Raw genomic sequence first — 23116 nt, 5'->3', positions numbered from 1 at the left:
TCCCGCCCACCGGGCGCGCTTCGTGGACCCGCCCACCGGTGATCGAGGTACCCCTCAACGACAGTGGGACGCCGGCCGCGTCACCGCCGACGCTCGGTGCGGCATGCGGACCCCGACGCCGGGAGGCAAGCGGAGCGCCAGCGGAGGCTTGGCGGACGGCGAGGTTTGCCCGCGGGAGCAACGCTGCCGCACCACGCCGGAAGCGGGAAAATGAATTTGATCTTGATCTTCCCGCGTCGTGCGACGGAACCGCCGGCCGGCTGCGCCTGCCCCGATCTTGGAGATGCGCGGGGCCCGTGGAACACCCGCTAGGCGTCGGGTTTGCCGAGGGGAACGGTGAGGAGGGCTTCGGTGCCGCCGCCGTCGCGGTTGCGGAGTTCGATGGTGCCGCGGAGTTCGCCGGTGGCGAGCGAGCGGACGATCTGGAGGCCGAGGCGGCCGTCGCGGCCGTCGACGAAGCCCTCGGGCAGGCCCTGGCCGTTGTCCGCGACCGTGATCAGCAGCTGTTTGCGCTGCCGCTGCACGGTGACCACCACCTCGCCGACCGGCTCCGCGCTGCCCTCGGGGACGGTGAGCGCGCCCGGGTCCGCCGGGTCCTCCTCCTTCGCGGGGAAGCCGTGCTCGACCGCGTTGATCAGCAGCTCGTTGAGCACCATGACCAGGCTGGTGGCGGTCTCGGCGGGGAGCACGCCGAAGCTGCCCTCGCGGCGGATCGCGACCGTGAAGTCCGTGGCCGCGACCTCGGTGGCGCCGGTGGCGACCCGGTCCAGGATGCCGTCGAACTCCACGGTCTCGTTGCCGGACATGGAGAGCGTCTCGTGCACCAGCGCGATCGACGCGACGCGGCGCACGGACTCCTCCAGCGCGGCCTTCGCGGCCACGCTGTCCACCCGGCGGGCCTGCAGGCGCAGCAGCGCGGCCACGGTCTGCAGATTGTTCTTCACCCGGTGGTGGATCTCCCGGATCGTGGCGTCCTTGGTGACCAGCGCACGGTCCCGGCGGCGGACCTCGGTGACGTCGCGGACCAGCACCAGCGCGCCGATCGGGACGCCGGCCGGCATCAGCGGCAGCGCGCGCAGCAGCACGGTGGCGCCGCGCGCCTCCATCTCGCGACGGGCCGGCGCCTCGCCACGCAGCGCGGACAGCATCTTCGCGGTGATGTCCGTGCCGTCCAGCGGGTCGCGGGCGAGCCGGCCGGTCAGCGCCGGCAGGTCCTCGCCGACCAGGTGCGAGGAGAAACCCAGCCGGCGGTACGCGGACTGCGCGTTCGGGCTGGCGTAGGTGACCCGGCCGCTGGCCGCCATCCGGACCAGGCCGTCGCCGACGCGCGGCGCGGACGAGGTCTCGCCCGGGTGCCGGGCCGGCGGGAACGTGCCGTCCGCCACCATCTGCGCCAGGTCGTCCGCGGTGGTGAGGTAGTTCAGTTCCAGCTGGCTCGGCGTGCGTGCGGTGGAGAGGTTGGTGTCCCGGCCGATGATCGCGATGACCTCGCCGGGCTCGCCGTCCGCGTCCCGGGTGCGGACCGGGATCGCCTCGTGGCGGGCCGGGGTCTCGCCGTACCAGACCGGGTCGCCCTCGCGCCAGATGCGGCCCTGGTGGTGGGCGATGACCAGGTGGGCGACCTCGGCGCCGCCGATGACCCGGCCGACCTGGTCGTCCTGGTACGCCGTGGGCCCGGTCGTCGGCCGCACCTGGGCCACGCACAGGAAGGACCGCACCGTGCTCCCACCGCCGACCGCCACCCAGAGCAGCAGGTCGGCGAACGAGAGATCGGACAACAACTGCCAGTCGCCGGCGAGCCGGTGCAGATGATCGATGTCGGTGGAGGAGAGCTTGGTGTGCTCCTCTACAAGATCGCGCAGCGTGGACACGCGCTCAGTCTATGGTCGTCGCTTCGCTCCTCCGGGCTCGGCGTTGTGTTTCTGGTCGTCGCTTCGCTCCTCCGGGCTCGGCGTTGTGTTTCTGGTCGTCGCTTCGCTCCTCCGGGCTCGGCGCCACTCCCGGCGACGACAGGCAAACTTTCGGACGAAGAGCATGTCCGAAAATTTGCCCGCCGTCTCTGGTCGCCCGCGCCTCACGTGGGTGGCCGGGTTTCGCCGTGGCCGGGGGAAACTTCCAAGAGCCCGCATGGCTGGCCTGCGACGACCGAACTACAAAGTGGCGGTGACTTTTTTGAGGCCGCGGGGGGCGTCGGGGTCCTCGCCGCGGGCGACGGCGAGGGCCAGGGCGAGCTGCTGGGCGGGCAGGATGTCGAGCAGCGGGGCGTGGCGCTCGTCCAGCTCCGGGATGAGGATCCGGGCGGTGGCGCCGGGGACCTCGCGGGAGCCGATCGCCACCACGTCCGCCTTGCGCTCGGTGAGGCGGCCGAGCACCTCGCTCATCGAGGCGCCGCCGGAGCCGGAGCCGACCACCGCGAGGACCGGCACGTCCGGGTCGGCGAGCGCGAGCGGGCCGTGCATCAGGTCCGCGCCGGAGAACGACAGCGACGGCAGGTAGCAGGTCTCCATCAGCTTGAGCGCGGCCTCACGGGCGGTCGGGTACGCGTACCCCCGGCCCGTGGTGAGGATGCGTGCCGCGAAGCGGTAGCGCGCCGCGAGCTCGGTGGCGGTCCGGTCCGCGAGCACCCGCTCCGCGTGCGCGGGCAGCGACTCCAGCACCGCGCGCTCCTCGGCGGGCAGCACACCGTCGCCGGCGCGGATGCCCTCGATCAGCATGAGCAGCGCCTGCAGCTCCGCCACGTAGGACTTGGTGGCCGCGACCGCGCGCTCGTGCCCGGCCGCGACGTCGATCACGTGCTCGGCCGCGTGCGCGAGCGGCGAGTCCGGCACGTTGACGATCGCGACGGTGAGCGCGCCGGACGCGCGGGCGACCCGCATCACCTCGGTGAGGTCGGGCGAGCCGCCGCTCTGGCTGACGCCGATGACCAGCGCGTGCGAGAGGTCGGGGCGGGCGCCGAAGACGGTGATCGCGCTGGGCGAGGAGCTGCTGGCCGGGAGCCCGAGCCGGATCTCGGTGAGGTAGGCGCCGTAGAGCGCGGCGTGGTCGGACGTGCCGCGCCCGACGAAGACGACGTGCTTCGGCTTGCGGGCGGCGACGACGGCGGCGATCGAGGCGATCGCGTCCGCGTGGGGGGCTTCGAGCAGACGGGCGATGCCGGCCGGCTGCTCCGCGATGTCGGCGGCCATGCCGGCCCCGGGCTGCACCTCAGGCATTGTCTGCTCCTATTCACCGAACGCACACAGGATGATCAGTTCGTGCTCAATGCTGCACGAAAACGCGCTACTTCGCAACGATCTGAGCAACAGCGGCCGGGGTAGATACGTGGGGCCCGATGTGCCATAGGCTGCGGTTCAGGGGTAACGATCAACGAGCGGGACATACGCCTTAACAAGGGACATAAGGCTTTGAGTGAGGGGATAGGCGACCCACGCCTCTCCGCGGAGGGCGAACTCGCCCTGGCTCGGATGGCGCTCGACGAGGCGGACTTCGGGCATGCCGCGGATCACGTGGCCGGGGCGCTCGTACACGCGCCGACCATGCCCGAGGTCCACGAGGTGCTCGCGAAGCTCGCGGCCCGCACCGGCGGCGCACTCGACCTCTACCCGATCGGTGACCACGTGTTCATCGGCGCCGTGGTGGCGCGCGGACATCTGCTGGCCGCGGCCGGCAAGCCCGGCGAGGCGCTGGAGTTGCTGGCGGCCGCGACCGGGCACGTCCCGACCGTGGACTGGGCCGGCGTGCCGTGGGTCTCCGACCCGGAGCTGGCCACCCGCATCGACCCCGACCAGCTGGCCCGCACGATCATGCAGGTGTGCGCCGGCGTGCCCGACCCGGTGCCGGACGATCAGCGCGGCCCGCTGCTGCCCTACCTGCGGCTCGCCAAGCACGCGGTGCAGGCGCACCCCCGGCACGCGCTGCTGCTCGGCGCCGCGTCCGCGCTGGCCCGCCGGATGGGCGAGACCGCGATCGCGATCGACTGGGCGCAGCGCGGCGTGCGGGTGAGCCCGTCGAAGCTGGGCGAGGTCTGGCTGGGGTACGCGTTCCGCAGCGCCGGCCGCACCAAGGAGTCCATCGCCGCGCTCCGCCGGGCCGTGGCGCACGACCCCGCCGACCTCTCCGTCTACGCCGACATCGCCGGCACGCTCGCGGACAACGGGCAGCTCGACGAGGCGATCCGGTGGATAGACGACGCGCTCAGCCGGGACGCGGAGTTCGACTGCGCCGTGCACACCGCGCACCGGCTGCGCTACCGCCGCGACGGGAAGCTCTCGCACCTGGTCGCGCTCGCCGACTTCCAGCGCCACCACCCGGACGACTCGCACGAGCACACCGACCTGGCCGAGTGCTGTCAGGACCGGCCGTGGCTGGGCCGGCTGCCGGCCGCGGGCGAGGCGGTGATCAACGTGCTGCGGCAGATGCTGGAGACCGAGGGGCCGATCACCGGCGGGCGGCTGCGGCTGAGCAACCTGGAGCCGCCGTCCGCGATGCGCACGGTCAGCGCCGCGCTGCCGGACATGGCCGTGGTCGTGGAGAAGGTGCCGGCGCCGGACATCCGGCACCCGCGGCGTACCGGTGCGAAGTCGGTCTGGGAGTTCTTCGACACGGACGCGATGCCCGCGTTGCGTGAGCCGTCCGAGGCCGCGGCCGAGCGGATCCGGCAGATCGCGCTGCCGGCCTGGCCGCACCCGCCGGCCGCCTACGACGCCGCCGTGGCGCTCGCGCTGCTGGAGATGGACGATCTGCTGGCGTTGCTGGTGCACCCGCCGGCGCCGCCCGGCACGGAGCTGGGCGCCGCGCTCGCCACCCACGATCCGTCACTCTGGGTGCGCAGCGTGCAGGTCTGGGCCTGCCTCGGCCTGCTGCACCACCGCACGGACGAGCCGTGGGAGACCAGCACCCGGCGGCGCGTCCTGGTCGAGCTGGCCTGGGGCGTGGAGGACTGGATCACCGAAGCCGCCCTGTTCGCACTGGTCACGGCCGCGTGGGTGTCGCCGGAGGTGCGTGCGGACGTGGCCGTGCTGATGCGCGAGCGGCTGGCCGACATCGCGGTCGTGGTGCGGCAGCGCCCGGTCACGATCGCCTGGTCGGTGGCGCAGCTCGCGCTGAGCACGCCGGAGCTGGACGCGAAGACCGAACTGATGGCGCGGTCGATCGTCGCGGCGGAGCGTCCGGTGGAGGCGCCGCCGGCCCCGCCGCGGCGCAAGGCCGGTTTCCTCCGGCGCCTGTTCAGGCGATGACCGCGATCAGGTCGCCCTCCTGGACCACGTCGCCCTCGGCCACCTTCAGCGTCACCACGCCGTCGTCCTCCGCGACGACCGGAATCTCCATCTTCATCGACTCCAGGATGACCAGGGTGTCCCCGTCGCTGACGGTGTCGCCCTCCGCCACCACGACCTTCCACACGTTGGCCACCATCTCAGCGTGAATCTCGGACATCCGGTCCTCCTTAGCCGTCGTTAACCCATCCAACCATGACGCGGGCGCGCGCAGGCCGGGCTGGCTGGCCAACTACCATCAGTGGCGGATCCGACGATGGAGAGGAGGGCTTCGCATGGCTAAGAAGTCCCGCAAGAAGAAGGCCCGTAAGAAGAGCGGCGCGAACCACGGCAAGCGCCCCAACAGCTGAAGACACGAAAAAGCCGCCGTCCGTACGGACGGCGGCTTTTTTGGCTGGCCGGGTCAGTCCGGCAGGTATTCCCGGGTGCCGGCCTCCACGGACAGCTCGCCGAGCTTCGCCCGGAGGCGGGTACGCAGCTCCTCGGGCGCGGTCTCGTCGCCGCAGCACCGGGAGACCAGCGCCTTCACCTCCTGCTCGATGCCGAACTCCCGGAGGCAGGGCGAGCACTCGTCCAGGTGCTCGCGGATGACCTCGCGGCGCCCGTCCGCGCACTCCAGGTCGAGGTAGAGGTAGACCTCGTCGAGGACCTCGTTGCAGTCCGTCTCGTGTGGCTCGCCGCAACTCATCGCGTCACACCTCCTGCGCTGCCGGCGACTCCGGGGCCCGGTTGAAACCCCGGTCCGCAGCGTAGCGCTCCAACAGCTTGCGAAGGTTCCTGCGGCCGCGGTGCAACCGGGACATCACGGTGCCGATCGGCGTGCCCATGATGTCGGCGATCTCCTTGTAGGAGAAGCCTTCCACGTCGGCGAGGTAGACCGCGAGGCGGAACTCCTCGGGCAGCTGCTGCAGCGCGTCCTTGATGTCGCTGTCCGGCAGCCGGTCCAGCGCCTCGGTCTCGGCCGACTTCAGCCCGCTGGACGTGTGCGACTCCGCCTCGGCGAGCTGCCAGTCCGTGATCTCCTCGGTCGGCGCCTGGATCGGCTGACGCTGCCGGCGACGGTACGAGTTGATGTACGTGTTCGTGAGGATGCGATACAGCCATGCCTTGAGGTTCGTACCCTCCTCGAACTGGTGGAAGGCCGCGAACGCCTTGAGGAACGTCTCCTGCACCAGGTCTTCGGCGTCTGCCGGGTTGCGCGTCATGCGCAGGCCCGCCGCGTACAACTGGTCGACGAACGGCATCGCGTCGCGCTCGAAGCGCGCGCGCCGTTGGTCGGTCGTCTCCGCTCGGGTCACCCGGTTGTCTCCCCTCCGCTGTCCCGCAGAGGATACGTGGAGAGTCCCGGCAATGGATTCGGAAACGTCCGGTGTCGGCTGTGTCACCCGGCCGGTAGTCGTCAACACCGACAATTCACCCTCGGCAGGCCACGTGGGCCCGTTCAGCAGCACCTTGATGCGGTCGGTGCCGGAAGCCGCCCGGTCTGGGTCACGCACTGCGGATCGCACAGGATCCACCCCTTCCGTTTCGTTGCATCCGGGGGTTGTAACCACAGGGCGGGGCGCAACATTCCACGGAGTGACCTCCGGCTCAGGCGGCCCAGCCGTGCCCGGTCAGCCAGCCGACGACCACGGCCGCGATGCCGGACGGGTCGCGCTTGAGGTCGTGCGTCTCGCCGGGGCGGACCAGCACCTCCACGGTGCCGCCCGCGTCCGGCACGCCGAACGCGTCCCGGTCGCCGTTGACCACCAGCGTGGGCAGGCCGGTGTCCAGCTCCGGCGCGCGGCTCTTCTCCGGCTTGCCGGGCGGGTGCAGCGGGAACGCGAGCGCCACGATCGCGGCCGCGTCCAGCGCGCGGGCGGTGCGGCAGGCGACCCGGGACCCGCTCGACCGTCCGCCGAGCAGCAGCGGGCCCGGGTGTTCCGCGCGCAGGTGCCGCACCACGTCGGTGAACGCCTCGTCCAGGTGTCCGGCGGGCGCGGGCGCGCGCCGGCCGGCCACCCGGTACGGCTGGGTCACCCGGGCCACGGCCACGCCGGCGTCGAGGGCGGCGTCGCGGAGCGCGAGCAGGTCCGGCGCGTCCACGCCGCCGCCCGCGCCGTGGCCCAGCACCAGCAGGCTCACGGGCGCGGCCCCGGGCAGGTCGAGATCCACCCGGGCCGGCCCGCGAGCCGTGCCGATCGTCAACGAGTTCATGACGTGATCTTCCCCGGTCACCGCCCCAACGGCACCAGGGTCAGCAGCTTGTCCCGCACGGGCGGGCCGCCGGCTGCCGCCTCGACCTGTTCCTCGTCGTCACGCACCTGCTCCTGCCAGACCCGGAGCATGGCGCGACGCTCGCGTGGCGTCGTGCCGCCCCAGACCCCGTGGCAGTCCCCCACCTCCAGCGCCCACGCCAGACACGAGCCCTGCACGTCGCAGGACCCGCACATGGCGATGGCCGCATCCGCCGGCTCGTTCGGAGCCGGGAAGAACGTCTCCGGATCGACGCTCTGACAGACCCCTCTGGTCCGCCAGGCCTCGTCCAGCCGTCTCTCGTCCAGGGCGCGCAGCAGACGCGGATCCTTGCGAGCTGCGGCGACCTCTTGCGGGCGTGGCATGCGCGCCCGTGTCATTCACCCACCTCCCCCGTGGGGCTGGCAACGCTGTCTTCGATCTGGCGCAGTGTCGAGCGGCGCGACTCCCGTAACCCCAATCGCGCGCTGTGTTGTACCGCACTTTGCGGAGGACAGGCAAGAGTTTCTATCGAACACGGGGAAATTGCACACAGCTTTTTACAAAGAAGTCGACAAATCCGCCGGTGGGCGCGGCCGGATCAGAAGAGCGTCAATGTCGCCGGCGTTTCAGCTTGAATTGGGGCAATGAGTTCAGGACCGTCATTCCGGACGTTACCGACGGCCGGGCCGACCGGCCGCAATTCCAGGCCGGCGAGGTAATCGTCGGACGGCGGCGTGAGCAGCGAATCCGCATCCGCCTCCGCGCCGTCGCCCAGCCAGGCGTCCCAGCGGTCCGGCGGCATCAGCAGCGGCATGCGGTCGTGCACCGCGGCGAGCGTGGATCGGGCGGCCGTGGTGACGATGCTGCAGGTCAGGAGCTTGTTGTCGCCCTCGCCCCAGACCGACCAGAGCCCGGCGAACGCGAGCTCGCCGCCGTCGGACGGAGTCATGTAGTACGCCTGCTTGGCGCCCTTGCCCTCCGGCTTGACCCACTCGAACCAGCCGTCGGCCGGGACCAGACAACGGCGGCGCGCGAACGACGGCGCGAACGCGCGGGACGTCGCGACCGTCTCGGCACGCGCATTGATCATGCGGGCGCCGGCCTTCGGATCCTTCGACCAGGACGGCACGAGACCCCACCGCGCGGTATGCAGAATCCGCAGTTCACGACGGTGTGAGACGCGAACGATCGGGACCGGATCCGTCGGCGCAACATTGAATCGCGCGGTAATCGGATTGCCGGTCTCGTCCTCGGCGCCGAATAGCGCGCTGAGGTCCACGGAACTCCGCGTCGTCGCATACCTGCCGCACATGCGGTCCACGCTACGCCGCGGGTATGACGTTCTTCCCGATCTACGAGAGAGAGACGGTCGGCAATGGACGGACGCGTCAGACTGTAACGGTGTCGAAACTGACCGTTACGCGCCCTCCGACGCCGTGGCAGGCCCCCACCGCCGCCGGCCCCGTCAACGCCGTCGTCCACCTCCCCGGATCCAAGTCCGTCACCAACCGCGCGCTGGTGCTCAGCGCGCTCGCGACCGGCCCGTCCACGCTCGCCTCGCCGCTGCTGGCGCGGGACAGCGCGCTGATGGTCGCCGGACTGCGCGCGCTCGGCGCGCACGTCTCCACCGCCGCCGACGACCGCTGGGTGGTCCGTCCCGGGCCGCTGCACGCGGCCGGCGAGATCGACGTGGGCCTGGCCGGCACCGTCATGCGCTTCCTGCCGCCGGTCGCCGGCCTCGCCGAGGGGCGGGCCGTGTTCGACGGCGACCCGCTCGCCCGGCGGAGACCGCTCGGGCCGCTGGTCCAGGCGCTGCGCGGCATCGGCGTACGCGTGGAGAGCGACCCCGGCGGCCTGCTGCCGCTGACCGTGCACGGCACCGGCGAGGTCTACGGCGGCGAGGTGGTGATCGACGCCTCCGCCTCCAGCCAGCTCGTCTCCGGCCTGCTGCTGGCCGCGCCACGGTTCGCCGAGGGCATCACGGTCCGGCACCTCGGGCCGCCGGTCCCGGCCGCGCCGCACCTGCGGATGACGGTCGCGATGCTGCGCTCCGCCGGGGCCGGCGTGGACGACGCCACGCCGGACGTGTGGACCGTGGCGCCCGGCCGCCTCTCCGGCCGCGGCTGGGAGATCGAGCCGGACCTGTCCAGTGCGCTGCCGTTCTTCGCGGCCGCGCTGGTCACCGGTGGGACCGTGACGCTGCCGGGCTGGCCGCGCAGCAGCATGCAGCCGGTCGAGCAGCTACGCGAGCTGCTCCGGCAGATGGGCGCGGACGTGCGCCTCGGCACCGGCGGCCTGACCGTGCGCGGGGGCGGCCGGGTGCACGGGCTGGACGCGGACCTGTCCGGCCTGAGCGAGCTGGCGCCGGTGCTGACCGCGCTGGCCGTGCTGGCGGATTCGCCGAGCACGCTGCGCGGCATCGGTCACTTCCGCGGGCACGAGACCGACCGGCTGCCGGTGCTGGCCCGCGCGCTCGGCACGCTCGGCGCGGACGTCACCGAGCTCACGGACGGGCTGCGGATCGTGCCGCGGCCGCTGCGGGGCGGCGTGGTCGACACCGACCGCGATCACCGGATGGCGCACGCGGCGGCCGTGATCGGCCTGGCGGTGCCCGGCGTGGAACTGAGCGACGTAGCGTGTACCTCGAAGACGCTGCCCGAGTTCCCGGCGCTATGGTCGTCGATGATCGGGGCCAATCGATAGAGGAGATCCGCGCTGACCGGCAAGAAGCGGGAGTACGACGAGGACGACGTCCGCATCCGACCGAGCAAGTCATCACGGCCCCGCACCCGTACCCGCCCGAAGCACGACGACGCCGTCGAGGGCTTCGTCATCGCGGTGGACCGTGGCCGCTACACCTGCATGGTCGACGACGCGCCGCTGACCGCCATGCGTGCCCGCGAGCTGGGCCGCAAGTCCGTGGTGGTCGGCGACCGGGTGCGGCTGGTCGGCGACGTCTCCGGCAGCGCGGGCTCGCTGGCACGGATCGTACGCATCCAGGAACGCACGTCCGTGCTGCGCCGCACCGCGGACGACGACGACACCACGGCCGAGGGCCGCGTCGAGCGCGTGGTGGTGGCGAACGCGGACCAGCTCGTGATCGTCAGCGCGCTGGCCGACCCGCAGCCGCGCACCGGGTTCATCGACCGGTGCCTGGTCGCGGCGTACGACGCGGACATCACGCCGCTGCTCTGCCTCACCAAGGCGGACCTGGCCGGCCCGGAGGAGGTGCTCGGCTACTACGCGGAGCTCGACCTGCCGTACGTGCTCTCCGCGCCGGACGGCGACCTGACCGAACTGCGGAAGGCGCTGGCCGGCCGCGTCTCGGTGATGGTCGGCCACTCCGGCGTGGGCAAGTCCACGCTGGTGAACCGGCTGGTCCCGGACGCGTTCCGGGCGGTCGGCATCGTCAGCGCGATCGGCAAGGGCCGGCACACCTCGACCAGCGCGGTCGCGCTCCGGCTGCCCGACAGGAAGCGGCCGAGCTGGATCGTGGACACGCCCGGCGTGCGCAGCTTCGGGCTGGCGCTGGTCTCCGCGGACAGCCTGCTGCACGGCTTCCCGGACCTGGTCGAGGGCACCGTCGACTGCCCGCCGAACTGCGAGCACACGGAGACGGATCCGGAGTGCGCGCTGCCCGCCTGGGTGGAGAAGGGGCACGCGGACGCGCGACGGCTGGAGTCGTACCGGCGGCTGTTGTCGTCCCGATCGGGCGGCGACGGGCTGGAAGGGCCCGACCGAGGTTAGGCCGCTCACCGTGATCGGCTAGTTTTTCCGCCATGGCCAGCTATGCCGACGATCTCTCGCTCGCCCACGTGCTCGCCGACACCGCGGACTCCATCTCGATGGCCCGGTTCCGCGCGCTGGACCTGCACGTGGAGGCGAAACCCGACCTGACGCCCGTCTCCGACGCCGACACCGCCGTGGAGAAGGCGATCCGGGCGACGCTGGCCCGCACCCGTTCGCGGGACGCGGTGCTCGGCGAGGAGTACGGGCAGACCGAGGCCGCGGCCGGCATAGGCACCCGCCGCTGGGTCATCGACCCGATCGACGGCACGAAGAACTTCATCCGCGGCGTCCCGGTCTGGGCCACGCTGATCTCGCTGATGGAGGGCGACACGCCCGTGGTCGGCCTGGTCTCCGCGCCCGCGCTGGGCCGCCGCTGGTGGGCCGCGACCGGGCACGGCGCGTTCGCGGGACGGCACACGGCCGCGGCCACGCCGATCCGGGTCTCCGGTGTCAGCCGCCTGGGTGACGCCAGCTTCTGCTACTCGGACCTGATGGGCTGGGAGGAGTCCGGCCGGCTCGCCCCGATGCTGGACATCATGCGGCAGACCTGGCGGAACCGGGCGTACGGCGACTTCTACGGCTACATGCTGGTCGCGGAGGGCGCGGTCGAGGCGATGGTCGAGCCGGAGCTGTCGCTGTGGGACATCGCGGCGCTGGTCCCGATCGTGACCGAGGCCGGCGGGCGGTTCACGGACATCACCGGGCGGCCCGGTCCGGGCGGCGGCAGCGCGGTCGCCACGAACGGCCGGCTGCACACCGAGGTGCTGGAGAAGCTCACGTCGTCCGGCATCCGCGCGCTTTGAAGATCCCCTGGCCGAGTGACCGGTTGCCCCCGTGCAACTGCGAGCACGCTGACGGGCGGTCTATCCTCGCGTGGTGATGTCGGCTGGATGGTGCTTCCTGGGCGCGATGATCATCGCGTACGGCGTCGCCAACCTGCTTCAATCCATCGCGGCGACCCGGACGACGGTGCACCACACGTTCGACCCCGGGCTGCTGTTGAGGCTGGCCGGCCACCGGGCATACCTCGTCGGACTGGGTTGTCAGGTCATCGGGTTCGTGCTGGCCTTCCTGGCCCGGCGTGATCTGCCGCTGTTCCTGGTGCAGGCGAGCGTCGCCGCGGGCCTCGGCGTGACCGCCGTGCTCGGTGTCGTCGTGCTCAAGTGGCGCCTGCCCAAGGCCGAGATAGCCCTGATCACGGTGTTGTTCGGCGGCATCACCGCGCTCATCGTGTCCGCCGAGCCCGCGCCGGCCCGGCCGCTGCCGACGGCCGGCGTGATCGCGCTCGCCGTCGCGGTGCTGCTCATCGGCTTCATCGGCGCGTTCGCGGTCCGGCTGCACGGCGCGCCCGGCTCGGTCGCGCTCGGCTCGCTGGCCGGCATCGCGTTCTCCGCCGCCGCGGTCGCCGCCCGGCCGCTCGCCTCGATGCACACCGCGGCCGACTTCCTGGCCAACCCGCTGCTCTACCTCCTGATCGTGCACTCGATCGTGGGACAGCTGCTGCTCGGCCTCGCCATGCAGCGCGGCTCCACCACGGCCGCGGTCGCCGCGATGGACGCCGCGGGCGCGGTGCCGGCCTCGGTCATCGGCCTGCTGCTGCTCGGCGACCGGATCTGGCCGGGCCGCGAGTGGCTGGCCACGCTCGGATTCGTGGTCACGCTGCTCGCGGTGATCGGCCTGACCCGGTTCGCCGAGCCACAGCACCACCATGAGACCTCACCGGCACGGAAGCGGCTGACGCCTCCGCCCGCCCCCAAAGGGAACTACGTCCCCCTCAAAGTCGCCTCAGAGCGATCTCAAAGCTGAAACCTAGGCCGGTACGGCCTGCGGGTTCAACAGACGCTGATAGACCGCCTCAAGCGCGGAAGCGGTGCGCTCCCACGTGTACCGGCACTGCACCCGGTCCACCGCGGCATCGCCGTACGCGGTCCGCTGCACCCGGGTGCCCATCAGCTCGCGCAGGGCGTGACCGGCCCCGCGCACGTCACCGGGCTTCACGAGCCGCCCGGTGACCTCGTCCACCACGCTCTCCGCGATGCCGCCGAGCGCGTAGCCGACGACCGGCACGCCGCACGCCATCGCCTCGACCGGCACCGCGCCGCTCGGGGCGGACCTCGGTGTGCAGGCCACCACGTCCGCGGAGCGGTACCAGCGGGGCATCCGCTCGTGCGGGACCGGCCCGGTGATCCGGACCCGGTCGGCCACGCCGACACGTCGCGCGAGATCCTGCAGCGCGGACGCCACGTCACCGCCGCCGATGATCACCAGCTCGGCGCCCGGGACGTACCGCAGCGCCCTGATCAGGTGATCCTGGCCGTGTCCCGGCCCGAGCCCGACCGAGACGATCCGGCCGTACCCGCCCGTGCGCGCCTCGGCCTCGCCGTCCGGCTGGAAGAGCCCGGTGTCGACGCCGGACGGGATCATCGCCACGGACGCGCGCGCGGCGCCGAGCCGGGTGAGGTCGTCGACCTCGTCCGGCGACTGCGCCACGGTCACGTCCGCGGCCCGGGTCAGCGCCCGTTCCAGTGCTATTCGTTCGCCCAGGCAGGCGTCGGCCCGCCCGAGCCGTTGCTGCGCGGTGCCCACCGAGTAGAACGTCTGGACCATCGGCAGCCCGGTCCGACGTGCCGCGGTGGCGGCCGCGAGACCGCCGAGCCAGTAGTGGCCGTGTACGACGTCCGGGACCCACCCGCTCGACCACCGGTCCGCCAGTCGGCGGCCGACGCCTGCGAGCTGGGCCACGAACCGGCCCGCCGGTCCGGACGGCGCCGGTGGCGCCACCCGGTGGACCGCGTAACCCGACTCGGTGAACTCCTCGTCGGGGGACGCGTTGCCCCGGCATTCGAAGACGCGCACATCGTGCCCGAGCGCGGCCAATTCGGCCGCGACCCGGGAGGTTCCCGCCTCCATGGGACGGGTATTGGCCCTGATCAGGCCGACACGCATCGCAACACCTCCGCTGTTCTCAGGGGTCGAATCGGACCAGCTGAGAGCCGGTTACTCGGTAACCGAGCGGGGCGTGCGCAAAACCTTTATATCGGTATCGGTCAGGGGACGGGACGCGCGTACCTCAGAAAGAGCAGTTCGTCGTCCGTGATCACGTGCCGCAGCGCCAGCCGGCGGGGCACCGAGGGCGGGCCGGCGATGATCCGGTCCGGTCCGGCCCCGGCCAGCCACGGGCTGAGCGTGAGGCAGAGCTCGTCCACCCGGTCCGCGGCCGCGAGCGCGCCGAACAGCGTGGGGCCACCCTCGCAGAGCACGCCGGGCAGGCCGCGGTCCGCGAGCAGGCCGGGCAGCGCGGCCGCGTCCAGCGTCTCATCACCGCAGGTCAGCACGTCCGCGACGTCCTCCAGCGCCTTCCGCGGGCCGGCCGGCGCCGCATCCACGGTGATCACCAGCGGCCGGACCGGCGCGTCCGCGAACGCGGGATGCTCCGGGCCGAGACCGTGCAGCCGGGCGGAGACGACGGCGAGGCGGGGATGCGCGGGCAGCCCGCGCCCGACCCGCCACGCCGCACCGGAGTCGGACACCCGAAGTGCCCCGTAACCCTCCGCGCGCAGCGTGCCCGCGCCCACCACCAGCACGTCCGCCAGCTGCCGCAGCAGGCCGAGAACGTGCTGGTCATTGGCGTTGCCCAGGTCGCCGGAGCGGCCGTTCAGCGTGGAGGCGCCGTCCGCGCTGGACACGAAGTTGACCCGCAGCAGCGGCCGGTCCATCGCATAGGCCGCCGGCAGATCGACCGGTGCGCCGCTCAGCGACCTCATACGTTGTGCCGCGTGTACGCCGGCTCGCGCCAGCCGAGCACGGCCTCGGTCAGCCGCACCGCCGAGACCGCGGCCGGCACGTCGTGCACGCGCACGATCCTCGCGCCCTGCACGATGCTCAGCACCACGGCCGCGAGCGTGCCGGGCAGCCGCAGACCGGCCGGCAGGTCCAGCGTCTCGCCGATGAAGTCCTTGTTCGAGACCGCGGCCAGCGTCGGGTAGCCGATCGAGGTGATCTCGCTCAGGCGGCGGGTGAGCTCCAGCGTGTGCCGGGTGTTCTTGTTCAGGTCGTGGCCCGGGTCGATGATGATCCGCTCCGGCGGCACGCCCAGCGCGACCGCCCGCGCGGCCCGCTCCCCCAGAAAGGCCGCGATTTCTCGTGCCACGTCCTGATAAGCGGGGCGGGGATGCGGCGTGCGCGGCGGCGACGCCAGGCTGTGCGTGATCACCAGCGCGGCCTGGCTCGCCGCGACCAGTGAGGCGAGCGCGTCGTCCTGCAGCCCGCTGGTGTCGTTGATGACGTCCGCGCCCGCGTCGATCGCGGCCCGCGCCACGCCGGTCCGGTAGGTGTCCACCGAGATCACCACGTCGCTGGCCGCGCGCACCGCCTCGACCACCGGGATCACCCGGTCCAGCTCCTCCGCCTCGGTGACCTCCGGGCCGGGGCCGAACGGCACGCCACCGATGTCGATCCAGTCCGCGCCGTCCGCGGCCGCGGCCAGCACCGCGTCCACGGCCGCCCGCAGCGCGTAGGTGCGGCCCCGGTCGAAGAACGAGTCCGGCGTGCGGTTCACGATCGCCATCACCGCGACCTGCCGGGAGAAGTCGAACTCGCGCGCACCGATCCGCCGCACCGGCTTGACGATCTCCGGCTCGAAGAAGCTGCTCACTGAGCCTTTTTCAACGTGGTCCCGGCCCGAGTGCGCCCGTCCCGTCGGCTCTTCCTTGGCGTCTACCCGCTCGCCAGGTTGAAAATTGCTCACTGATCAAGACCCTTTTCGATGGCGTAGCGGGTCAGCTCGACCCGGTTGTGCAGCTGCAGTTTGCCGAGCGTGTTCTGGACGTGGTTCTGCACGGTCCGGTGCGAGAGCACCAGCCGCTCCGCGATCTGCTTGTAGGACAGCCCCTTCGCCACCAGCCGCAACACCTCGGTCTCCCGGTCGGTCAGCCGCGGCGCGCCGTCGTCGTCCGTGCTCGGCGGCTCCGTCGCCAGCCGCCGGAACTCGCCCAGCACCAGCCCGGCCAGCCCCGGCGTGAACACCGCCTCGCCCGCGGCCGCCGACTCCACCGCGGCCAGGAACTCGGCCTGCCCGGCGGACTTCAGCAGATAACCGGTCGCGCCGGCCTTCACCGCGTCCAGCACCGACTGCTGCTCGCCGCTGGCGGACAGCATCAGGATGCGCACCTCCGGCAGCGCGGCCAGCAGACCGCTGATCACCTCGACGCCGTCGATGTCCGGCAACTGCAGGTCCAGTACCACGAGATCGGGCCTGGCCGCGGCCGCGATGCGCACCGCCTGCCGCCCCTCGCCGGTAGCCGCAACCACGTCATGGCCGGCCTCGGTAAGGTCACGGGCCACGCCGTCCCGCCACATCGGGTGGTCGTCCACCACCATCACCCTGATCACTCTACTGATTGTCGTCGCTTCGCTCCTCCGGGCTCGGCGCCACTCCCGGCGACGACAGGCGAACTTCCGGACGAAGAGCGTGTCCGAAAATTCGCCCGCCGTCTCTGGTCGCCCGCGCCTCACGACGTGGCCGACCGCGTCGGGCCTGGGGAAGACTTCCCAGAGCCCGGGTGGCTGGGATCGGGCGGCTTCGCAAGATCAAAATCAAATCAAGATCTTGATTCCCGCTTCCGGCGTGGTCCGGCAGCGTTGCTCCCGCGGGCACCGGTCGTCGCTGGCGCTCCTCCCTGCCGGTTTCGCCGTGGCCGGGAAAGACCCATGGGGGCGCGGGATGCGTCAGAGACGTGGGAGGCGGAGCTCCACCTCCGTACCCTCGCCGGGTTTTGAATAGATCTCGACCTCGCCACCCAGGTCGGCGATGCGGCCGCGGATGGACTGCGCGACGCCCAGGCGGCCCTGGGAGGCGGCCTCCTCCAGGCGGCCCTCGGGGAAGCCGGGGCCGTCGTCGCGGACCGAGATGGTGATCGCGGAGGGGTCGTCCTCCAGCAGGACCCAGGCGCGGGCCTCGGGGCCGGCGTGGCGGGCCACGTTGTCCAGCGTGGCGCCGACCGCGGCGCGGACCGACTCCGCGGTACGCACCGGCAGCAGCACCGGCGTGGCCGGGCTCGCGATCGAGACCGTGTCGGACGCGAACCGGCCGAGCAGCGGGCGCAGATCCGCCTCGCCCTCCTCGCCCGCGGGCGGGCCGGCCGGGCCGTCGGCGATCATCATGCGCAGCTTCGCCTCGGACTGACCGGCCAGCCGGGCCAGCTCGCCGGCCTCGCCGTCCAGGTGCGCGCCGCGCCGCTGGACCAGCGCCAGCACCTGCAGCACCGAGTCGTGGATGTCGCGGGCCAGCCGCTCCCGCTCACGCGTCGCGGCCTCCAGCTCGGTCGCGCGTTGCATACGCTCCTCCGCGTCGACCGCGAGCCGCGCCACCAGGCCGACCACGAAACCGGCCAGCACCATCAGCGCGAGCCCGTTCAGCGTGGACGGGTGCAGCTCGTCGCGGACCGTGATGTCGGTCGCGCCGAGGATCAGCGCCGCGGCCACGCCACGACGCCGCCCGCCGGAGACCGCCCAGGTCAGCACCGGTGCGCCGAGCCAGGTGACGGCCAGCGTGGGCACGCCGTCGCTGAGCGCGTCCTGGCCGATCACGTGCGGGCCGGCGATCACCACGGTCAGCGCGACCGCGAGGTCCGCGATCAGCAGCGGCCAGCGCCGCCACTGCGGGCGGGCGAACGCCGCGGTCGCGAACGCGGTCCAGCCGACCATCAGCGCGAACACCGGGCCGGTGGCGAGCGGGTTGGCGTACTGATCCACATTGCGCACGATCAGCACGGCCACATAGATGAGCGAGGTGATCCGGTACGCGCCGATCGCCCGCCACATGGGAGCCTGTAGACCCTGTTGCACGGTGTCACCGTGCCACACTCGGTTGCGTCCCGGAGCGACGGAACGCGTACTGTGGGCATGCCGTAAGCCCTTGACCAGCAGGCGAGGGGAACTGGGCATGGCCGATCACCACATTTCACCGCCCGCGGACCCGTCCGCGGGCGCTGTCGGCCTGCTCGAAAGCCGTTTCGACGCCACCGGCGTGACCGCTCTGCGACACCGGGTAGCGGACTGTGCCGAGGCCGCCGGTCTGCACGGCGAGCGGCTCGACGACTTCGTGCTCGCGGTCTACGAACTGCTCACCAACGCGGTCCGGCACGGCGGCGGCAGCGGTGGCCTGCGCCTCTGGCACGACGGCAAGCGGGTGGCGTGCGAGGTGGTGGACCGTGGCCGCGGCTTCGACGCGGACGGGCGGGTCGAGCCGCGCGGTCCCGCCGCCGCACCCGGCGGGTGGGGCCTGTTCCTGGCGGACAAGCTGACCGACAGCATCGAGGTGGCGAGCGGGCCCGAGGGCACCACGGTCCGGGTCGCGACCGCGCTGCGGTGAGCTTTGACTTCAAGCCCGGTTCAGGTCGTACCGTCGCGTAATGATCGACAGTGTCTTCGACCGGCGGCATCTGCTGACCACCATCGGCGCGGTCAGCCTGGTCTTCCTCGCCGCGTTCGAGTCGCTGGCCGTCACCACCGTCATGCCGATCATCACGGCCGACCTCGGCGGCCGTGACCTCTACACGCTCGGCTTCGCCGCCACGCTCGCCGCGGGCGCGGTCGGCATGGTCACCGGCGGCACGCTCGCGGACCGGCGCGGACCGGCCCGCCCGCTGCTGATCGCGATCGGCGTGTTCGCGGCCGGGCTCGCGCTGGCCGGCCTGGCCGGCACCATGGCCGTCTTCATCGCCGGGCGTTTCCTGCAGGGCCTCGGCTACGGCGCCTACACGGTCGCGCTGAACGTGGTGGTCGCCCGCGTGTACCCCGCGTCGCTGCACCCGCGCCTGTTCGGCCTGTTCGCCGCCGCCTGGGTGGTGCCGTCCCTGATCGGCCCGTTCGCCGCCGGAATCGTCACGGACGTACTCTCCTGGCACTGGGTCTTCCTCGGCGTGCTGGTCCTGGTCGCGCTGGTCACCACGCTGATCCTGCCCGCGCTGCGTCGCGTCCCGCCGGTCGCCGTCACGCCGCTGACCGGGGCCGACCTCCGCCGGACCGGTGCCGCCGCCGTGGTCGCGGCCGCCGTGGTCGCGCTCAGCCTGGTCTCGAGCTGGTGGCTGGTGCCGCCCGCGCTGCTCGCGGTCGCGTTCGCGGCGCGGTCGCTGTTCCCCGTCGGCACGCTGCGCGCGGTCCGCGGTCTGCCCGCCACGATCCTGCTCTGCGGTACGGCCGGGGCCGCGTTCTTCGGCACCGAGGCGTACCTGCCGCTGCTGCTCCAGGACCGGTACGGCTATCCCGCCTGGCTGTCCGGCGCGTTCCTCACCGCGGCCGCGCTCTCCTGGGCACTCACGTCCGACCTCCAGGGCCGCCGTTTCGCCGCCGGCATCGGCCACCAGACCGTGATCCGGCTGGGCGCCGCGCTGCTGGCCGCCGGCGTGCTGGGTGTGCTGGCGACCGCCGCGCTGGGCCTGCACCCACTGGTCGCCGGCGTCGGCTGGCTGGCCGCGGGCGGCGGGATGGGCGCGATGTACCCGCGGGTCAGCACCGCGGTCCTGGCCTTCTCCTCCCCCGACACCCAGGGCTTCAACCTCGGCGCCAAGGCCATCTCCGACGCCGCCGCCGGCAGCATCACGCTCTCCGTGGCCGGCCTGATCTTCCACTCACTGGGCTCGGGCGCGGCCGGTTTCACGGGCGCGCTGACACTGACCGCGGCCACGGGCGTGGCCACGCTGGTGGTGGCCGGCCGGATCGCCGCCGGTACGCCGGCCGGCGTCCGGGCACACAGCGGGTGACGAACGACTGAACCGCGATCCGGCTCCGTCGCGCCGGCACGTCAGGAGCCGTCGCGAGCGCGCCCGGCGATGTCCCGCATGACCATCCCCGGCGTGTCGAAGTAGGGGTTCCAGGCGGGCGTGAGCCCGGCACGCAGCGCGTCGTCGTGCCGGGACATCTCCCGGAGGTTGAGCAACCCCAGTCCCAGGAACAGGGGCACGGCCGCGAAGAACGCCAGAAGAGACACCAGGAACGGCACGAGAAGGAAGAAGGCCGACGCGCTCGGGCCGACCCGAAACATGATCGTGGCGATGACGAGCACAGATCCGAACGCCACCAGAAATGTCCGGATCGCGAGGATCCCCACGCGGTAGAGCGCGCCTGCCCGGAATGCCCGCAATGCCGCTGGCATGTTCGCCTCCCCCGCGGCTCGATCCATGATCCACACAGGACGGTAGCAGGAGCACGTCCTCCAGCGGCCCCACCACAAGGCGGCACCGGACGTCACCCCGGAAACAGATCAAGGGATCGGCGTCCGGGTGGACGCCGATCCCTTGATCAACGGGGGGAGAGGAAAGGTCTTAGCCGCCGAATTCCTGGGTCCAGTAGATGGTGCCCTTGGTGTCGCGGGCGACGCCGACGCCGATCTTGACGGCTTTGCAGTTGAGGATGTTCTTGCGGTGGCCGGGGCTGTTCATCCAGCCGGTCATGACGCCCTTGCTGTCGGCGTAGCCCTCGGTCGGCGTGCGCTGCGCCGGTGTGGCTCAGCGTTACGCCAATCAAGTTCGGCCACCGCCCGCAAACCCTGACAGATCGACCGGGTGCTATGCGGTGAGGGCTCGGGTCCCACACGGTTGCCGCAGCCGGCGCTGGAACGCCTCTTCCGCGAAACGATCATTGAGTGACACGTGGGGTAGATCAACAGGACTGGTTGATCTACCCCACGTGTCACTCAATGATCGTTTTCCCCCGGTGACCTCACGCGAGGCCGCCGCAGCGGCCTTCACCGAGTCCTCCCGTCTCCTCCGGGCGACGCCCCACAGGCGGTGACAATCCCTCGGCTTCGGTCCGTGGTGGGACCTGCTTCCCGGTCGGCTCTCGCCCCCTCCCGGTCAGCCTGGGCGTCCTTCGTGGTCAGCTCTCGGCGTCGGGGCCAGGGTCTCGGCCCAGGGTCTCGGCCAGGTGCACGCCGTGGTGTCGCAGGTCCAAATCCGGCGCGACCAGCCGGGCACTCCGTGCCCGAAATTTCGGGAAATAGCATCCCGGATATCGACCGCAGCCTCACCGACACCGAAGCGCCCAGCGAAACCGGCGGCACGTCGCGGTCCGTCACCCTCAAAACCGGACCACCCACGGACCCCAACCGATCAGCTCAAAGCGACCGCCCAAACGTAAGCGCTACGAAGCCGCCGCACGACAGACCAAAGCCGGCGGCCCTGCCGATGATCTGCTCGGCTTGTCCCGAGTCGACGGCAAACGGGGCAGACAGGCCCGCACGAAACCCAGCCACCCTCTTTGAATGGCAGCGCAGCCGAAAGGTCTTGGATCCTGCCCCGGAGCCGGAGCGCTCCCGCCGGAGGCAAAAACGCAACCATAACACCCAACGCAACCAATAACATGAAATTTCGGGCGCGGCAGCGCCCGAATACCCCGCTGGCATCCGCAACAACGCCGGATCTCAACACAGCGCCGGATCAACGCAACGCCGGATCAACGCAAATTCCGGATCTCAATACAACGCCGGACCTCAACGCCGAAAACTCATTAATGCCGAAATTTCGGACAGACCCCAAGGCCACAGATAAAGACCCAGGCCCACCGCGAGCAGCCGAGGCGCGTTCTCCGGAAACCCGCCTGCCAGCCCGATCCCAGCCGGATGTCCGGAAACCGGCAGGCCCCAACCAGCCCGCGGCCGTCCACGAGCAACGACCACGCGGCCAGCAGCGCATGCTGCGGGCCGCGAACGGGCGGGCAGGTTTTCGGTGACCAGCGGCGGCACCGGCAGGGAGGAGCGCCAGCGACGACCGGTGCCCGCGGGAGCATGCGGACCGCGACCACGCCGGAAGCGGGAAATGAATTAGATCTTGATCTGGCCCTTGAGTGACAGCGGCAGCACGCAGAGCTAGTGGAAAAGGGCGCTGACGGACTCGCCGTTGTGGATGCGGCGCATGGCCTCGGCGAGGGCGGGGGCGACGGAGAGGACTTCCAGCTTCGGGACGCGCTTGGCCGGGGGGATGGGGACCGTGTTGGTGCAGACGATCTCCAGGACGCCGGGCTGGTCGCTGAGGCGTTCGAGCGCGTGGTCGGAGAAGAGGCCGTGGGTGCAGGCGAGGCGGATGGAGCGGACCTTGAGTTCGCGCAGGTGGTCCATGAGCTCGATGGCGGTGCTGCCCTTGGCGATCTCGTCGTCCAGGACGATGACGTCGCGGTCCACGACGTCGCCGATCACGGCCGAGATCTTGACCTTGTCGTCGCTGAAGCGCTGTTTCGCGCCGGCCGCGACCGGCGTGCCCAGCATGCGGGCGAACGCGGCGGCCTCCTTGGCGTTGCCCAGGTCGGGCGAGACCACGACGGTGTCGGTCAGGTCGTACTGCTTGAAGTGGTCGGCCAGTTCGCGCAGCGCGTGCAGGTGGTCGACCGGGACGCTGAAGAAGCCGTGGACCTGCGGCGAGTGCAGCGTCATCGCCAGCACGCGGTCGGCGCCGGCGGTGACCAGCAGGTCCGCGACGAGGCGGCCGCCGATCGAGATGCGCGGGCCGTCCTTCTTGTCGGAGCGGGCGTACGCGTAGTGCGGCAGCACGACCGTGGTGCGCGCGGCCGAGGCGCCGCGGGCCGCGTCCAGCATGAGCAGCAACTCGACCAGGTTCTCCTGGACCGGCGGCACCAGCGGCTGGATCAGGAAGACGTCGCGCTCACGGCAGTTGGCCTGTAGCTGGACCTCCAGGCAGTCGTTGGCGAATCGGGACACACGGGTGGGTAGCAGCGGCACGCCCAGGTGGCTGCAGATCTCCTCGGCGAGCTCCGGGTGGGCACTTCCGCTGAACACTGCGATGTCACGCACGGGTGCCACCTTAGCCACGGCCCGATCGCCG

General features: G+C 71.8%; 23 protein-coding genes and 1 pseudogene. 8 read left to right on the top strand and 16 right to left on the bottom strand.

Features of this window, described 5'->3' with window-relative positions:
• Window positions 1–308: 308 nt before the first annotated feature.
• Window positions 309–1871, bottom strand: a complete 1563-nt coding sequence (locus OP04_RS41550; RefSeq protein WP_033345517.1) for a sensor histidine kinase — start codon at window positions 1869–1871, stop codon at window positions 309–311.
• Window positions 1872–2150: 279 nt separating this feature from the next.
• Window positions 2151–3185: an SIS domain-containing protein gene (locus OP04_RS41545; RefSeq protein WP_033345626.1), complete on the bottom strand. Its 1035-nt coding sequence runs from the start codon at window positions 3183–3185 to the stop codon at window positions 2151–2153.
• A 279-nt stretch (window positions 3186–3464) separates the two neighbouring features.
• Here OP04_RS41545 and OP04_RS41540 point away from each other — a divergent pair, with 279 nt between their 5' ends.
• A complete protein-coding gene (locus OP04_RS41540; RefSeq protein WP_051799877.1) occupies window positions 3465–5237 on the top strand; it encodes a tetratricopeptide repeat protein in 1773 nt (590 codons plus the stop codon).
• Here OP04_RS41540 and OP04_RS41535 read toward each other — a convergent pair.
• A complete protein-coding gene (locus tag OP04_RS41535) occupies window positions 5227–5436 on the bottom strand; it encodes a biotin/lipoyl-binding carrier protein (protein ID WP_033345516.1) in 210 nt (69 codons plus the stop codon). The two genes, OP04_RS41540 and OP04_RS41535, sit on opposite strands and share 11 nt — an antisense overlap.
• 115 nt (window positions 5437–5551) lie before the next feature.
• Between OP04_RS41535 and OP04_RS56905 the strand changes: the two genes are divergently transcribed.
• On the top strand, window positions 5552–5626 hold the full coding sequence (locus tag OP04_RS56905) for a 50S ribosomal protein bL37 (protein WP_408606851.1): 75 nt from the start codon (window positions 5552–5554) through the stop codon (window positions 5624–5626).
• A 53-nt stretch (window positions 5627–5679) separates the two neighbouring features.
• Here the strand turns inward: OP04_RS56905 and rsrA are convergent, their stop codons facing one another.
• From rsrA to OP04_RS41510, 5 genes are all read right to left on the bottom strand, one after another.
• Entirely contained in the window at window positions 5680–5964 is a 285-nt protein-coding gene (rsrA, locus tag OP04_RS41530) for a mycothiol system anti-sigma-R factor (RefSeq protein ID WP_033345515.1), read from the bottom strand.
• A 4-nt stretch (window positions 5965–5968) separates the two neighbouring features.
• Window positions 5969–6784, bottom strand: a complete 816-nt coding sequence (locus tag OP04_RS41525; protein ID WP_051799876.1) for a sigma-70 family RNA polymerase sigma factor — start codon at window positions 6782–6784, stop codon at window positions 5969–5971.
• A gap of 82 nt (window positions 6785–6866) precedes the next feature.
• Entirely contained in the window at window positions 6867–7472 is a 606-nt protein-coding gene (locus OP04_RS41520) for an alpha/beta hydrolase family protein (RefSeq protein ID WP_033345513.1), read from the bottom strand.
• A gap of 17 nt (window positions 7473–7489) precedes the next feature.
• Window positions 7490–7891 (bottom strand): WhiB family transcriptional regulator, encoded by a 402-nt coding sequence (locus OP04_RS41515; protein ID WP_033345512.1) that lies wholly within the window; start codon window positions 7889–7891, stop codon window positions 7490–7492.
• 200 nt (window positions 7892–8091) lie between these two features.
• On the bottom strand, window positions 8092–8805 hold the full coding sequence (locus tag OP04_RS41510) for an SOS response-associated peptidase (RefSeq protein WP_033345511.1): 714 nt from the start codon (window positions 8803–8805) through the stop codon (window positions 8092–8094).
• An 89-nt stretch (window positions 8806–8894) separates the two neighbouring features.
• Between OP04_RS41510 and aroA the strand changes: the two genes are divergently transcribed.
• The 4 genes from aroA (at window position 8895) to OP04_RS41490 (ending at window position 13088) form a co-directional block, all read left to right on the top strand.
• On the top strand, window positions 8895–10196 hold the full coding sequence (aroA, locus tag OP04_RS55055) for a 3-phosphoshikimate 1-carboxyvinyltransferase (RefSeq protein WP_033345510.1): 1302 nt from the start codon (window positions 8895–8897) through the stop codon (window positions 10194–10196).
• Window positions 10197–10250: 54 nt separating this feature from the next.
• Window positions 10251–11240, top strand: coding sequence for a ribosome small subunit-dependent GTPase A (gene rsgA, locus OP04_RS55050; protein WP_232323938.1), 990 nt, complete (start codon window positions 10251–10253; stop codon window positions 11238–11240).
• 32 nt (window positions 11241–11272) lie between these two features.
• Complete coding sequence (hisN, locus tag OP04_RS41495) at window positions 11273–12085, top strand: histidinol-phosphatase (protein ID WP_033345509.1); 813 nt, start codon at window positions 11273–11275, stop codon at window positions 12083–12085.
• Window positions 12086–12191: 106 nt separating this feature from the next.
• A complete protein-coding gene (locus tag OP04_RS41490; RefSeq protein WP_033345508.1) occupies window positions 12192–13088 on the top strand; it encodes a hypothetical protein in 897 nt (298 codons plus the stop codon).
• A gap of 3 nt (window positions 13089–13091) precedes the next feature.
• Here OP04_RS41490 and OP04_RS41485 read toward each other — a convergent pair whose 3' ends face one another.
• From OP04_RS41485 to macS, 5 genes are all read right to left on the bottom strand, one after another.
• Window positions 13092–14228, bottom strand: a complete 1137-nt coding sequence (locus OP04_RS41485) for a glycosyltransferase (protein ID WP_033345507.1) — start codon at window positions 14226–14228, stop codon at window positions 13092–13094.
• Between the two features lie 101 nt (window positions 14229–14329).
• Window positions 14330–15046, bottom strand: a complete 717-nt coding sequence (locus OP04_RS41480) for a pyrimidine reductase family protein (protein WP_033345506.1) — start codon at window positions 15044–15046, stop codon at window positions 14330–14332.
• Complete coding sequence (folP, locus tag OP04_RS41475; RefSeq protein ID WP_085067207.1) at window positions 15043–15849, bottom strand: dihydropteroate synthase; 807 nt, start codon at window positions 15847–15849, stop codon at window positions 15043–15045. Before folP ends, OP04_RS41480 begins: the two co-directional genes overlap by 4 nt.
• A 176-nt stretch (window positions 15850–16025) precedes the next feature.
• Complete coding sequence (locus OP04_RS41470) at window positions 16026–16661, bottom strand: response regulator (protein WP_033345505.1); 636 nt, start codon at window positions 16659–16661, stop codon at window positions 16026–16028.
• A 348-nt stretch (window positions 16662–17009) separates the two neighbouring features.
• A complete protein-coding gene (gene macS, locus OP04_RS41465) occupies window positions 17010–18128 on the bottom strand; it encodes a MacS family sensor histidine kinase (RefSeq protein ID WP_269746735.1) in 1119 nt (372 codons plus the stop codon).
• Window positions 18129–18225: 97 nt separating this feature from the next.
• Between macS and OP04_RS41460 the strand changes: the two genes are divergently transcribed.
• Complete coding sequence (locus tag OP04_RS41460) at window positions 18226–18654, top strand: ATP-binding protein (protein WP_033345503.1); 429 nt, start codon at window positions 18226–18228, stop codon at window positions 18652–18654.
• A 40-nt stretch (window positions 18655–18694) separates the two neighbouring features.
• Window positions 18695–20044, top strand: a complete 1350-nt coding sequence (locus tag OP04_RS41455) for an MFS transporter (RefSeq protein WP_033345502.1) — start codon at window positions 18695–18697, stop codon at window positions 20042–20044.
• Window positions 20045–20085: 41 nt separating this feature from the next.
• Here OP04_RS41455 and OP04_RS41450 read toward each other — a convergent pair whose 3' ends face one another.
• From OP04_RS41450 to OP04_RS41445, 3 genes and pseudogenes are all read right to left on the bottom strand, one after another.
• Window positions 20086–20436: a hypothetical protein gene (locus OP04_RS41450; protein ID WP_157241071.1), complete on the bottom strand. Its 351-nt coding sequence runs from the start codon at window positions 20434–20436 to the stop codon at window positions 20086–20088.
• A 169-nt stretch (window positions 20437–20605) separates the two neighbouring features.
• Window positions 20606–20758, bottom strand: a pseudogene (locus OP04_RS52530) (CAP domain-containing protein); the annotation flags it as partial.
• A 1388-nt stretch (window positions 20759–22146) separates the two neighbouring features.
• Window positions 22147–23085: a ribose-phosphate diphosphokinase gene (locus OP04_RS41445; protein WP_033345500.1), complete on the bottom strand. Its 939-nt coding sequence runs from the start codon at window positions 23083–23085 to the stop codon at window positions 22147–22149.
• Window positions 23086–23116 lie beyond the last annotated feature (31 nt).

The sequence above is a fragment of the Catenuloplanes japonicus genome (assembly GCF_000717135.1).
In the GTDB taxonomy this organism is placed as follows: Bacteria; Actinomycetota; Actinomycetes; order Mycobacteriales; family Micromonosporaceae; genus Catenuloplanes; species Catenuloplanes japonicus.
The sequence above is the reverse complement of the archived record's forward strand: the minus strand, read 5'-3'. Positions and strand labels throughout refer to the sequence as shown.

Coding starts and splice junctions, on each gene's coding strand:
- OP04_RS41455 (WP_033345502.1), top strand. CDS start 18,695: ATGATCGACAGTGTCTTCGACCGGCGGCATCTGCTGACCACCATCGGC.
- folP (WP_085067207.1), bottom strand. CDS start 15,849: ATGGCGATCGTGAACCGCACGCCGGACTCGTTCTTCGACCGGGGCCGC.
- OP04_RS41460 (WP_033345503.1), top strand. CDS start 18,226: ATGGCCGATCACCACATTTCACCGCCCGCGGACCCGTCCGCGGGCGCT.
- OP04_RS41540 (WP_051799877.1), top strand. CDS start 3,465: ATGGCGCTCGACGAGGCGGACTTCGGGCATGCCGCGGATCACGTGGCC.
- OP04_RS41510 (WP_033345511.1), bottom strand. CDS start 8,805: ATGTGCGGCAGGTATGCGACGACGCGGAGTTCCGTGGACCTCAGCGCG.
- OP04_RS41520 (WP_033345513.1), bottom strand. CDS start 7,472: ATGAACTCGTTGACGATCGGCACGGCTCGCGGGCCGGCCCGGGTGGAT.
- OP04_RS41515 (WP_033345512.1), bottom strand. CDS start 7,891: ATGACACGGGCGCGCATGCCACGCCCGCAAGAGGTCGCCGCAGCTCGC.
- OP04_RS41535 (WP_033345516.1), bottom strand. CDS start 5,436: ATGTCCGAGATTCACGCTGAGATGGTGGCCAACGTGTGGAAGGTCGTG.
- OP04_RS41490 (WP_033345508.1), top strand. CDS start 12,192: ATGATCATCGCGTACGGCGTCGCCAACCTGCTTCAATCCATCGCGGCG.
- OP04_RS41485 (WP_033345507.1), bottom strand. CDS start 14,228: ATGCGTGTCGGCCTGATCAGGGCCAATACCCGTCCCATGGAGGCGGGA.
- OP04_RS41545 (WP_033345626.1), bottom strand. CDS start 3,185: ATGGCCGCCGACATCGCGGAGCAGCCGGCCGGCATCGCCCGTCTGCTC.
- OP04_RS41450 (WP_157241071.1), bottom strand. CDS start 20,436: ATGCCAGCGGCATTGCGGGCATTCCGGGCAGGCGCGCTCTACCGCGTG.
- hisN (WP_033345509.1), top strand. CDS start 11,273: ATGGCCAGCTATGCCGACGATCTCTCGCTCGCCCACGTGCTCGCCGAC.
- OP04_RS41470 (WP_033345505.1), bottom strand. CDS start 16,661: ATGGTGGTGGACGACCACCCGATGTGGCGGGACGGCGTGGCCCGTGAC.
- rsrA (WP_033345515.1), bottom strand. CDS start 5,964: ATGAGTTGCGGCGAGCCACACGAGACGGACTGCAACGAGGTCCTCGAC.
- OP04_RS41480 (WP_033345506.1), bottom strand. CDS start 15,046: ATGAGGTCGCTGAGCGGCGCACCGGTCGATCTGCCGGCGGCCTATGCG.